An 11,285-nucleotide genomic window follows, 5' to 3' on the forward strand; every position below is an offset into this window, starting at 1 on the left:
AAATATATATATTTGCCAGATTAAGGCATGGAAATGAAAAAACGCCGGCATGCAGGGAGTTCTGCTCCCTGCATGCCGGCGTCGTGTACGCTGTATTTTCCTGTATGTCTCAGGATTTTTTCATGGCAGCTCTTTTCCGCAGAGTCGGGTCCAGGATTTTCTTCCGGATACGCAGGTTCTTCGGCGTCACCTCCAGAAGCTCGTCGGTATCGATGAACTCCAGGCACTGCTCCAGGCTTAGGATCCGGGGCGGCGTAAGCTTCAGCGCTTCGTCCGCGCTGGAGGAACGGGTATTGGTGAGCTTTTTGGTCTTGCAGACGTTCAGCTCGATATCCTCGGCTTTTCCGTTCTGCCCGATGACCATTCCGGCATAGACCTTCTCGCCAGGCCCGATAAAGAGCGTGCCGCGCTCCTGGGCATTGAACAGGCCGTAGGTGATCGCTTCTCCGGCCTCAAAGGCGATAAGAGATCCCTGCTTGCGGTACTGAATGTCTCCCTTGTAGGGGCCGTAATTTTCAAAAATGGTATTCAGCACGCCGGTTCCCTTGGTATCGGTCAGAAACTCGCCACGGTATCCGATGAGGCCCCTGGCCGGGATCAGGAATTCCAGGCGGGTAGAGCCGCTGCCATTGCTGTGCATATTGATAAGCTCGCCCTTGCGCTCCCCCAGCTTCTGGATGACATTTCCGGCGTACTCGTCGTCCACATCGATGTAGGCCCTTTCCATAGGCTCCAGCCTCTTTCCGTTTTCATCCGTATGATAAATGACCTCAGCCTTGCTGACCGCAAACTCATACCCCTCCCGGCGCATGCTCTCGATCAGGACAGACAGATGAAGCTCGCCGCGGCCGGAGACCTTGAAGCATTCCGTGGAGTCTGTCTCCTCTACGCGGAGGCTGACGTCTGTATTCAGTTCTCGGAACAGGCGGTCGCGCAGATGGCGGGAGGTGACATACTTTCCTTCCTGGCCGGCCAGCGGGCTGTCGTTTACCATGAACTGCATGGAGATGGTCGGCTCTGAAATCTTCTGGAAAGGAATCGCCTTCGGACTTTCCGGAGAGCAGAGCGTATCTCCGATGTGAATGTCAGCGATGCCGGAGATAGCGACGATGGAGCCGACGGTGGCCTCTGCCACGTCTATCTTCTTCAGGCCGTCAAATTCATAGAGCTTGCTGATTTTGACCTTCTTTAATTTGTCCGGATCGTGATGGTTTACAATTACCATTTCCTGATTGACGCGGATGGTTCCGTTGTCTACCTTTCCGACGCCAATGCGGCCCACATATTCGTTGTAGTCGATGGTGCTGATCAGCACCTGGGTTCCGGCGTCCGGATCTCCTTCCGGAGCAGGAATGTAATCGATGATGGTCTTAAACAGGGGAGCCATGTCCTTGGGCTCATCGTCCATACTGCGCATGCAAAAGCCATCCTTTGCAGAGGCAAACAGGAAGGGGCAGTCAAGTTGTTCATCAGAGGCGTCCAGATCCATCAGAAGCTCCAGCACCTCATCCACGACCTCCAGGGGGCGCGCCTCCGGACGGTCAATTTTGTTGATGCAGACAATGACCGGGAGGTTAAGCTCCAGAGCCTTGCGCAGTACGAATTTGGTCTGGGGCATGGAGCCCTCGAAGGCGTCTACAACCAGGATGACGCCGTTTACCATTTTCAGGACGCGCTCCACTTCGCCTCCGAAGTCTGCGTGACCAGGTGTGTCTATGATATTGATCTTTACGCCGTGATAGGTGACGGCTGTATTTTTGGAAAGTATGGTGATTCCGCGTTCTCTCTCAATGTCGCCGGAATCCATCACGCGCTCCGCGACCTCCTGACCTGCCCGGAAGACGCCGCTCTGCTTTAAAAGCTCGTCTACCAGCGTAGTCTTGCCGTGGTCTACATGGGCGATAATCGCAATATTTCGAACATCTTCTCTTTTCATAACATTTTCCTCAAAACCTTTATCTTCACTGACTTCTCGCAACCTATTTAGTTTACCACATTCCGCCGCAAATACAAGCAAATTAAAAATTTTTATGGAAATTGGTTCTAAATCTGGAAAACGGGGCATATATATCATAAAGGCAGCGGGAAATATAAGGGAAAACTGTGCGCTGCCCCCTGGGAGTAAATCAAGATACAAAGGTCCTGGCCCGCAGGATAAGCGCGCGTCATTGGCGGTCCAGAGAGAAGAAGGGAGAACAAAAGTTATGTCAGATAAGGTCATTGAGAACAATCAGGTATCTGTAATCGGAGAAATCGTGTCAGGTTTCACATTCAGCCATGAGGTATTCGGAGAAGGGTTTTATATGGTAAACGTGCTGGTACGCCGTCTGAGTGATTCGGCAGACGTGATACCGGTGATGATTTCTGAGCGCCTGATTGACGTCACAGAAGATTATACGGGAGAATATATCCGCATAGCGGGCCAGTTCCGCTCGTATAACCGGCATGAGGAAAAAAAGAACCGTCTTGTGCTTTCGGTTTTTGCCAGAGAAGTAGAGTTTCTTGAGGAAGAGGTGGAGAATGCGAAGACAAACCAGATTTTTCTGGACGGCTATATCTGCAAGATGCCGGTGTACCGGAAGACGCCTCTTGGACGGGAGATCGCCGATCTTCTGATCGCCGTCAACCGTCCCTATGGGAAGTCCGATTATATTCCCTGCATCTGCTGGGGCAGGAACGCACGCTTTGCTTCCGGCTTTGAGGTGGGCGGACGCGTTCAGATTTGGGGCAGGATCCAGAGCCGGGAGTATGTGAAAAAGATCAGCGAGACCGAGTCTGAAAAACGTGTGGCCTACGAGGTGTCTGTCAGCAAGCTGGAATATGCGGAATAACAGCCCGTCCTACGTTTATAAAGAATCTTGCATTTTATGCATGATTGGTGTATGATAAGAGCAATTATGATACCTGAATCTGGCAGAAAATCAGCTTTTTCTGCCAGATGCGGATACATCGGGAGAAGAACACTGGATTCACATGCCTGCCGTCGGCAGGCGGGAAAGGAGTGTAGGATGGGGAAAGGACATGTTACCATATTCTGTGGGGGCGGGAAAGGAAAGACTTCTGCAGCTTTGGGGCAGGGAATCTTTGGAGCCAGCGCCGGGAAGTCTGTCATCATCATTCAGTTCCTGAAGGGAAAGATGGGAGAAAGGATTGATTTCATCAAAAGGCTGGAGCCTGAGATCAAGGTATTCTGCTTTGAGAAATCAGAAAAGGATTACCAGTCTCTTTCGCCGGAGGAGCAGCAGGAAGAGGTCATGAATATAAAAAATGGCCTGAATTTTGCCAGAAAGGTGCTGAGCACGGACGGCTGCGATATCCTGATTCTGGATGAGGTTCTGGGACTTGTGGATAAGGGGATCATCACGCTGGACGAGCTGAAGGCGCTGATAGAGACAGGCGACGGAGACACAGAGCTGGTGCTGACAGGAATTCAGATGTTTGATGAGCTGTATCCCTATGCGGATGATGTGTTCCGTATCAATACGCTGAAATAGCGCCCCGGGTTGACAAGGGCGCACAGCTGTGTTATTCTGAACACAGCAGTTGATAATTGAATAAGAGGCGAGATAGAGGTTGCGTTTTCCAGGAGTACCTTTTCGGATATGGCAGGCATAGAAGAAGGAAAGGGAAAGGGGGCGACGCCGAAAGAGGTCGTTTCCTGCGGGCGGTTTCTTGGGCATGCCGTGAAGAATGGTATGACTGTCATCAGTTTCTGATGGGGCGCTATCCAGAGAATACATGCATAAAGGATTCGATTCTTTTGGGGCGTACTTCAGAAAGTACGCCTCATTTTTTGCGCGCAGGCAATGAGCCATGCGAAAGATTTTGGTCAGGACATCCGTGGGAGCTTGCTCACAAAGGATGGACAGAACAAAATCTTTCATAGGGCGAAGCCCGCGAGCCGGATTTTTTAAAATCCGGCTGGGCAGGGCTCATTACTGAAAAAGGGGAAGAGAGGGCCCCTGGGGGGAGGCAATAAGCCATGCGAAAGCTTTTGCGCCGGGCCCATTTCAAGAGAAGGCCTCCTGGGGGGAGGCAAAGAAAATCATTACCCGGGACGGGATGAAGGAGGAAGAGACATGTCTATTTTTAAAGGAGCAGCAGTAGCGATTATTACGCCGATGCAGGAAAACAGAGAAATCAACTATCCGAAGCTGGCACAGATTCTGGATGATCAGATAGCGAATCATACAGATGCGATCGTGATCTGCGGAACGACGGGAGAGTCATCCACGCTGACCCATGAGGAGCATCTGGAGGCTATCCGCTTTACAGTGGAGCATGTGGCAGGAAGAGTGCCGGTCATTGCAGGCACAGGCTCGAACTGCACGGAGACAGCCATTTATCTTTCTACAGAAGCAGAAAGGTATGGAGCGGACGCTCTGCTGGTGGTGACTCCTTATTATAATAAGGCGACGCAGAAGGGACTGATCGCCCATTATACCGCCATTGCGGAGGCGGTAAGCCTGCCGATTATCATGTACAATGTTCCTTCCCGGACGGGCTGCAATATTCAGCCGGAGACAGCGGCCTATCTGGCGAAGAATGTAAAGAATATCGTGGGAATCAAGGAGGCCAGCGGAAATATCTCCCAGATAGCGAAGCTGATGGAGCTGGCCGGAGATCAGATTGAGCTTTATTCCGGAAATGACGATCAGGTGGTTCCGATCCTGTCACTGGGCGGACTCGGCGTGATTTCCGTGCTGTCCAATGTGGCTCCGCAGCAGACCCATGATATGGTTATGAGGTTCCTGGAGGGTGACGTGGCGGGCAGCCGCGAGATCCAGCTGAAGGCGCTGCCGCTGATTGACGCGCTGTTCTGCGAGGTGAATCCGATTCCGGTCAAGGCGGCTATGAATATGATGGGCTGGGAGGCCGGTCCTTTGCGGATGCCGCTTACGGAGATGGAGCCGGAGCATAAGGAAAGACTGAAGAAGGCAATGATTGATTTTGGAATCGAGGTTAAATAAATGACGGATATTTTACTTCACGGCTGCAACGGCCGTATGGGACAGATGATAGCGGGACTTCTGAAGGAGGATTCCGAGGCGAGAATTGTGGCGGGAGTCGACGCGTACACAGGCATTGAGAATCCGTTCCCGGTTTTTTCGAGGATAAGCGACTGTGATGTGAAGGCAGATGTGGTGATCGATTTTTCAAATGCAGGAGCGGCAGACGCGCTTCTTGACTGGTGCGTGAGTACAAAGACTCCGGTCGTGCTCTGCACGACCGGGCTTTCCCCGGAACAGCTTGAGAGAGTGGAGGAAGCGGCAAAGGAGACGGCGGTGCTGAAATCTGCCAATATGTCCGTCGGCATCAATCTTCTGCTGAAGCTTTTGAAGGAAGCGGCTCCGACGCTGGCAGCGGCAGGCTTTGACATTGAGATTGTGGAAAAGCACCACAATCAGAAGCTGGACGCGCCCAGCGGAACAGCTCTTGCGCTGGCCGATGCCATCAATGAGGCTTCAGACGGCGTTTATACCTATGTGTATGATAGAAGCCAGGTCCGCCAGAAGCGGGGCAGCCGTGAGCTTGGGATCTCTGCAGTCCGCGGCGGCACAATTGTGGGTGATCATGATGTGATCTTTGCGGGAACTGACGAAGTCATTACCTTTGAACACAGAGCCTATTCAAGGGCCGTGTTTGGAAAGGGCGCGATTCAGGCGGCAAAATTTCTGGCGGGAAAGCCTGCAGGCCGTTACGATATGAGTGATGTGATCGGATAGAGGGACGGATCCCGTACCAGAGGCACCGGGGCGAACAGACGCATGCCGGGACCGGAAGGATGGAAGGCCAGACACAAAACTTTCACAAAAAAATCACAGGATGATTTCAAAATGAACACAAAAGAGGAATATTCTTAGATAGATTACGTGGTCTGTCTGGAATATTCCTTTTATTTTGCGCACAGAAACCATTTTGAAAGTACAGCAGACTGACAGAAGGAGGAAAAGAATGTGATAGAGGTCAAGGGCCTGACAAAGCGTTACGGTAAAAATGTGGCTGTAGATCATTTGAATTTCCGTGTGAAGGAGGGGCAGATCTATGGCTTTCTCGGACCTAACGGAGCCGGGAAAACCACTACGATGAATATGCTGACAGGATATCTGGCGGCGTCAGAAGGGAAGATTCTGATTGATGGGCATGATATTTCGGAGGAACCCATGGAAGCCAGGCGCTGTATCGGCTATCTGCCTGAGATGCCGCCGCTGTATCTGAACATGACGCCTCTGGAATATCTGGAGTTTGCGGCGGAGCTGAAGAGGCTTCCGAAGGAACAGCAGGATGAGGCTGTCAGGAAGGTGATGGAACAGACGCAGATTTGGGATATGCAGGATCGCCTGATCCGTAATCTTTCAAAGGGCTACCGGCAGAGAGTGGGGCTGGCGCAGGCGCTGCTCGGCGATCCCAAGGTGCTGATTCTGGATGAGCCTATGGTAGGCCTCGATCCCAAGCAGATTATAGAGATCCGTGAACTGATTCGTTCTCTTGGAAAAAAGCATACGGTGATTTTGAGCTCCCATATTCTTTCGGAAATCACCAGCATCTGCGATCATGTTATGATTATTTCCCATGGAAAGCTGGTGGCCAGTGACACGCCGGAGAAGCTCGGGCAGTATATGAAGAGCTCAGATGTCATGGAGCTCCGGATCCGGGGAAGCGCCGAGGCATGTGAAAAGGCAAAACGGCTTCTGGAAAAAGCAATCAAGGGCCTGGAGATACAGACGACGACGGCTTCTCTGGAGGAAGTGTTCCTGGAACTGACTTCGGAAGGCTATGGAGAGTCTGATGGAGAAAAAGCAGAAGGGGAAGAGCCAGAAGTGGAAGAACCGGAAGCAGATAAAAAGGAGGAAAAATAGATGCGGGCAATATACAAAAAGGAGCTGCGGACATATCTGACGTCTATGACAGGCTATATTTTCATGGCGGTTCTCCTGGCTGTGGCAAGCCTGTATTATGCGGCGAACTGCCTGATCGGCGGATACCCGGTTTTCGGCGTAGTGCTGTCCTCTGTGTATTTTGTTTTACTGATTATAGTGCCGGTGCTTACCATGCGGAGCCTGGCTGAGGAAAAGAGGCAGAAGACAGATCAGCTTCTCCTGACGGCGCCGGTTTCTATCTGGAAGATCGTTGCGGGAAAATATCTTGCCATGCTGACGGTATTTCTGATTCCGATGCTCATCTTGTGTCTGTATCCCCTGATTCTGCTGCAGTTTGGAAGCGTTTCTCTTCCTATGGCTTATTCGGCGGTTGCGGGATATACGCTGTTTGGGTCCGCCTGCCTGGCAGTTGGAATGCTGGTGTCTGCTTTGACGGAAAGCCAGGTGATTGCGGCAGTGCTGACCTTCGGAGCGCTGTTTTTCCTGAATATGTCAACCGGAATCGCGGATCTGCTTGGAGCAGAGGGTATTTTTTTATCCATTCTGTCAGCCATCTGTATTTATGAGCCTTTTGTAAATTTCGTGCAGGGCATTTTTGACATGACAGGTGTTATCTATTATGTCACTGTGATTGTACTGTGCCTTTTTCTCACAGCTCAGCTTTTATATAAAAAGCACGGAACCTACCGGGCCAGCATGTCAGTTTTTGCCTGCGCAGCGGCTGTTCTGCTCAATCTGATAGTGGCCAGCCTTCCGTCCCAGTATCTGAAGTATGACGTCAGCGAGCAGCAGATTTTTACCACAGGAGAACAGACGGCAGAAGTGCTGGAGAACCTGGATGAGGATATTACGCTTTATCTGATTGCCCAGCAGGGTAGTGAGGACGCCACGCTTCTGGAGCTTCTGGAACGGTATGAGGGGCTTTCTGAGCATATCACGGTAGAGACCCGCGATCCGGTGCTGTATCCGAATTTTGTCTCCCAGTACACAGATGAAAGCTTGTCGGAAAACAGTATTCTGGTTGTAGGACAGGAGCGCTCCAGAGCCATCGATTATTATGATATTTATCAATACTCTATGGACTATTCTACGTATAGCAGCAGTCTTGATTCTTTTGACGGGGAAGGACAGATTACCAGCGCTATCGATTATGTGACTGCGGAGGAGATTCCGGTGCTTTATACGCTGGAAGGACATGACGAGGCTTCTTTGAGCTCCTCGGTTACATCCTCGATCGAAAAGGAGAATATAGAGATAGAGTCCCTGAATCTGCTTACCAATGAGACGGTGCCGGATGACGCCGCCGTGCTGCTGATATACGGCCCGCTGTCTGACGTCTCGGAAGAGGAAAAAAATAAAATTCTGGACTATATGAATCAGGGCGGACAGGTCGTTTATCTGCGGGGCTATACAGATCAGGAGACGCCGAATCTGGACTCGATTCTGGAGGAGTATGGAATTGCCACAGTGGAAGGCATCGTGCTGGAGGGCAGCAGCGATCATCATCTGGCGGGCTATCCTTATTATCTTCTTCCAAATATTAATTATTCAGATTATACCTCAGATGCAGCCTCCCGTTATGTGCTCTTGGCATTTGCAGAAGGGCTTACGGAAGCAGGAGGGGAGGAAGACGAAGAGTCTGAAGACGGGCTTACCTACGAAAGCCTTTTGACGACTTCCTCAGAGGCCTATTCAAAGGTAAACCTGGAGTCGGAAAATCTGGAGATGGAGGATGGAGACATCGCCGGTCCTTTTGATTTGGGGGCAGCCTCGACAAAGACGGTCAATGAAGAGGAAGGGACAGAGGCAAAGCTGGTTGTGTTTGCTTCGGAGACGCTTCTGGATGAGCAGGTAGACGCCATGGTATCTGGCGGAAACAGCACGCTGTTTATGAATGTGCTGAGCCAGCTTGTAGATCATGAAAGCACCGTATCGATTGAAGCAAAAAGCATGGCAGTCTCTTATCTGACTGTAACAGCAGGCTCGGCAATTTTCTGGGGAATCCTTACAGTTATAGTCATTCCCCTGTTCCTGCTGTGCCTGGGAGGCGTAATCTGGTACCAGAGGAGGAAACGGTGATGACAAAAAAGAAGAAACGAATCCGTATGGCTGCAGCAGTGCTGATTCTGGCTGTACTGGCAGTGATTTACATTCTGGTGCTCCGGGCGGATTTTAATGGGGAAGAAACAGCAGAAGAAATAGAAGAAATCACAGTGCTGACGATAGAGCGGGAGGATATTGCTGAAGCAAAGATAGACAATTCTTACGGCACGCTGAGCTTTTCCTATGACGGAGAAGCCTGGACCTGTACGGACAATACGGAATTCAGCCTGAACCAGGATTCTGTAAGCGCTCTTTTTAACCGGCTCAATTCCCTCACCGCTGTCCGGGATCTGGGCGAGATGGAGGAAGAGGATCTGGACGCATATGGCCTGGCGGATCCAGCCATCACGATCTCAATTACGCTCCAGGACGGTCAGGAAATCTCTGTTTATCTTGGAAACGAAGCTTCGGATGGAAATCTGTACTACAGGACTTCGGAGAGCGCTCATGTCTATACGGGCGACAGCTATCTTGCGACAGCCTTTGACTGTGAGCTGTCTGATCTGGAGGCAGAGGAAGAATAGGGCTGGAAATTCTGCCGGATTTCGATTATACTGGGTATGGCGGCTTCGCAGAAACTCAGCATTACAGGCAGAATCGAGGAAATGATATGAAAAAGAAAGTACTTCATGGGCTTATGGCTTTGCTTTTGACGCTGACGGTTATTTCAGTGTCTGTCGTATTTACACTGGCATTCCGGCCTTTGTATTATTTCGATATCCATGCGCTGGATATTCCGGAACGAACGGGCTATTCAGAGGAAAGGATCCGGGAGAACTATGATGTACTGATTGATTACAATCTGTCTTTTGGAGACGAACCGCTGGAATTTCCGAGTCTTGCCATGTCGGAATCAGGGCGTATTCATTTTGAGGAGGTAAAGGACATTTTTAACCTGTTCAAATATATGGCCATCGGAGGGGCGCTCATAAGCGCCGCCGGCATCTGGCTCATGAGCCGGCGAAGGGAATATCTGTATCTGAAGCTGGCTTCCATCCTGTCCATTGCGCTTCCAGCGGTGATTGGACTTTTTGTGGCAGTGAACTGGGAGTGGGCTTTTGTGACCTTTCACCATATTGCGTTTGATAACGATTACTGGATTTTCGATCCGGCGACGGATCCGGTCATTAACATTCTTCCGGATACGTTCTTTATGCACTGCGCATTGATGATTCTTGGATGTGTGGTACTGGGAAGCGTGGCATGTGCGCTGGTGTACCGGAGAGCGAAACGGAGGATGCGGGAAAAGCGCCTGAAGGAGGCATAGGGACAGGAAAAACGTCAGGCATGAAACATGCGTTTGAACCGGGAAGAGAAGCTAATGCTTCTCTTCCTCTTTGATCTCCCAGTGAATCAGAAACGTAAGCGCTGCCCGCAGGGCGATGATCCCGGCTACGATGCCGATTTCCTTCCAGTCACGGACTACTACAGTCCGGAGAATCTCGCTTCCCAGCTTAAATTCCAGTCCCATGGCAAGTCCTTTGGCCAGAGTGAGCTTTGTGTCGGGTGAACGTCTGATATAAAGCACAAAGCCGCGGATGCCGGAAAAGATAATGATTCCCACGCCGATAAATTCAAAAAGCAGGATAGCCGCGTCTACGATATTTTCCAGAAAGACATGAAGCAGTTCGAGTAAATCCAGGGCATTCATCTGTATTTCCCCCTTTGGTTTTCATAAGCTATAAAAACAGTATAACCGGCAGGATGCGCCGCGTCAAAGGATGTTTATATTTTTTTTAGATTTCTTTTATTGACATTCAAAGATAACCGTATTAGCATATAGGATGCTATGTATTTGCAATCTGACAGAAAGGGAAAGGAGGGGGAGGAGGCATGCAGCGGTTAATCGGCAAACAGCTCAGAATGATCAACAACAAGTTTCGTGAAGTTGCAGACAGAAACCTTCAGAAATACAATCTGACGGCAGCGCAGCTGGACGTATTGATTTATTTGAAATGCAGCGGCGCGCAGGAGATACATCAGCGTGAGATTGAACGCTGGTTCCAGCTGAAAAATCCTACCGTTACAGGACTCTTGAACCGTCTGGAGGAGAAAAATTTCATCGTCCGCAGGACCAATCCCGCCGACAGACGATACCGGGTTGTTGAATTGACGGAAAAGGGCGAGCAGATGCTGGATGCTATGTGGGAAGAGGCACGAAGCCTGGAAAACCGGATCTACAGCGGCCTGTCTGCGGAAGAGCTGGAGATGCTTTCGGGGCTGCTGGAACGTATATTGAACAGGCTGTCAGAGGCCTGAGCATGGATTTGGAAGAAAGAGAGCTTGGATCCTGAAAAAGTA

Annotated in this window: 11 protein-coding genes and 1 riboswitch; of the genes, 9 read left to right on the plus strand and 2 right to left on the minus strand. The window is 50.6% G+C overall.

Annotated elements, in window-relative coordinates:
* Positions 1 to 109: 109 nt before the first annotated feature.
* Positions 110 to 1,936, minus strand: coding sequence for a translational GTPase TypA (gene typA, locus B5E77_RS09070; protein WP_087165048.1), 1,827 nt, complete (start codon positions 1,934 to 1,936; stop codon positions 110 to 112).
* A 268-nt stretch (positions 1,937 to 2,204) separates the two neighbouring features.
* Between typA and B5E77_RS09075 the strand changes: the two genes are divergently transcribed.
* The 8 genes from B5E77_RS09075 to B5E77_RS09110 all read left to right on the plus strand — a co-directional run bounded on the left by B5E77_RS09075 (position 2,205) and on the right by B5E77_RS09110 (position 10,251).
* Positions 2,205 to 2,831, plus strand: a complete 627-nt coding sequence (locus B5E77_RS09075; protein WP_087165049.1) for a single-stranded DNA-binding protein — start codon at positions 2,205 to 2,207, stop codon at positions 2,829 to 2,831.
* 177 nt (positions 2,832 to 3,008) lie between these two features.
* Positions 3,009 to 3,494 (plus strand): cob(I)yrinic acid a,c-diamide adenosyltransferase, encoded by a 486-nt coding sequence (locus B5E77_RS09080; protein ID WP_087165050.1) that lies wholly within the window; start codon positions 3,009 to 3,011, stop codon positions 3,492 to 3,494.
* A 65-nt stretch (positions 3,495 to 3,559) separates the two neighbouring features.
* Positions 3,560 to 3,734: riboswitch (Lysine riboswitch) on the plus strand.
* Positions 3,735 to 4,079: 345 nt separating this feature from the next.
* On the plus strand, positions 4,080 to 4,970 hold the full coding sequence (gene dapA, locus B5E77_RS09085; RefSeq protein ID WP_087165051.1) for a 4-hydroxy-tetrahydrodipicolinate synthase: 891 nt from the start codon (positions 4,080 to 4,082) through the stop codon (positions 4,968 to 4,970).
* Positions 4,971 to 5,726, plus strand: a complete 756-nt coding sequence (dapB, locus tag B5E77_RS09090) for a 4-hydroxy-tetrahydrodipicolinate reductase (RefSeq protein ID WP_087165052.1) — start codon at positions 4,971 to 4,973, stop codon at positions 5,724 to 5,726.
* 231 nt (positions 5,727 to 5,957) lie between these two features.
* Positions 5,958 to 6,860 (plus strand): ABC transporter ATP-binding protein, encoded by a 903-nt coding sequence (locus B5E77_RS09095; RefSeq protein WP_087165053.1) that lies wholly within the window; start codon positions 5,958 to 5,960, stop codon positions 6,858 to 6,860.
* Positions 6,861 to 8,960: a Gldg family protein gene (locus B5E77_RS09100; RefSeq protein ID WP_087165054.1), complete on the plus strand. Its 2,100-nt coding sequence runs from the start codon at positions 6,861 to 6,863 to the stop codon at positions 8,958 to 8,960.
* A complete protein-coding gene (locus tag B5E77_RS09105) occupies positions 8,960 to 9,508 on the plus strand; it encodes a DUF4340 domain-containing protein (protein ID WP_087165055.1) in 549 nt (182 codons plus the stop codon). The genes B5E77_RS09100 and B5E77_RS09105 overlap by 1 nt, the downstream gene beginning before the upstream one ends.
* A gap of 86 nt (positions 9,509 to 9,594) precedes the next feature.
* A complete protein-coding gene (locus tag B5E77_RS09110; RefSeq protein ID WP_087165056.1) occupies positions 9,595 to 10,251 on the plus strand; it encodes a TIGR01906 family membrane protein in 657 nt (218 codons plus the stop codon).
* Between the two features lie 51 nt (positions 10,252 to 10,302).
* On the opposite strand, the gene B5E77_RS09115 is transcribed toward B5E77_RS09110, so the two are convergent.
* On the minus strand, positions 10,303 to 10,635 hold the full coding sequence (locus B5E77_RS09115; RefSeq protein WP_087165057.1) for a DUF1622 domain-containing protein: 333 nt from the start codon (positions 10,633 to 10,635) through the stop codon (positions 10,303 to 10,305).
* A 182-nt stretch (positions 10,636 to 10,817) separates the two neighbouring features.
* Here B5E77_RS09115 and B5E77_RS09120 point away from each other — a divergent pair, with 182 nt between their 5' ends.
* Positions 10,818 to 11,243 carry a MarR family winged helix-turn-helix transcriptional regulator gene (locus B5E77_RS09120; RefSeq protein ID WP_087165058.1) on the plus strand — a complete coding sequence of 142 codons (426 nt, stop codon included), beginning with the start codon at positions 10,818 to 10,820 and terminating at the stop codon, positions 11,241 to 11,243.
* Positions 11,244 to 11,285: the final 42 nt, after the last annotated feature.

Source organism: Lachnoclostridium sp. An131 (assembly GCF_002160825.1).
Classification (GTDB): Bacteria; Bacillota; Clostridia; order Lachnospirales; family Lachnospiraceae; genus Laedolimicola.

Excerpts from the sequence above, each read along its gene's own strand:
- dapA (WP_087165051.1), top strand. The coding sequence starts at position 4,080 with ATGTCTATTTTTAAAGGAGCAGCAGTAGCGATTATTACGCCGATGCAG.
- B5E77_RS09100 (WP_087165054.1), top strand. The coding sequence starts at position 6,861 with ATGCGGGCAATATACAAAAAGGAGCTGCGGACATATCTGACGTCTATG.
- B5E77_RS09105 (WP_087165055.1), top strand. The coding sequence starts at position 8,960 with ATGACAAAAAAGAAGAAACGAATCCGTATGGCTGCAGCAGTGCTGATT.
- dapB (WP_087165052.1), top strand. The coding sequence starts at position 4,971 with ATGACGGATATTTTACTTCACGGCTGCAACGGCCGTATGGGACAGATG.
- typA (WP_087165048.1), bottom strand. The coding sequence starts at position 1,936 with ATGAAAAGAGAAGATGTTCGAAATATTGCGATTATCGCCCATGTAGAC.
- B5E77_RS09120 (WP_087165058.1), top strand. The coding sequence starts at position 10,818 with ATGCAGCGGTTAATCGGCAAACAGCTCAGAATGATCAACAACAAGTTT.
- B5E77_RS09115 (WP_087165057.1), bottom strand. The coding sequence starts at position 10,635 with ATGAATGCCCTGGATTTACTCGAACTGCTTCATGTCTTTCTGGAAAAT.
- B5E77_RS09110 (WP_087165056.1), top strand. The coding sequence starts at position 9,595 with ATGAAAAAGAAAGTACTTCATGGGCTTATGGCTTTGCTTTTGACGCTG.
- B5E77_RS09075 (WP_087165049.1), top strand. The coding sequence starts at position 2,205 with ATGTCAGATAAGGTCATTGAGAACAATCAGGTATCTGTAATCGGAGAA.
- B5E77_RS09080 (WP_087165050.1), top strand. The coding sequence starts at position 3,009 with ATGGGGAAAGGACATGTTACCATATTCTGTGGGGGCGGGAAAGGAAAG.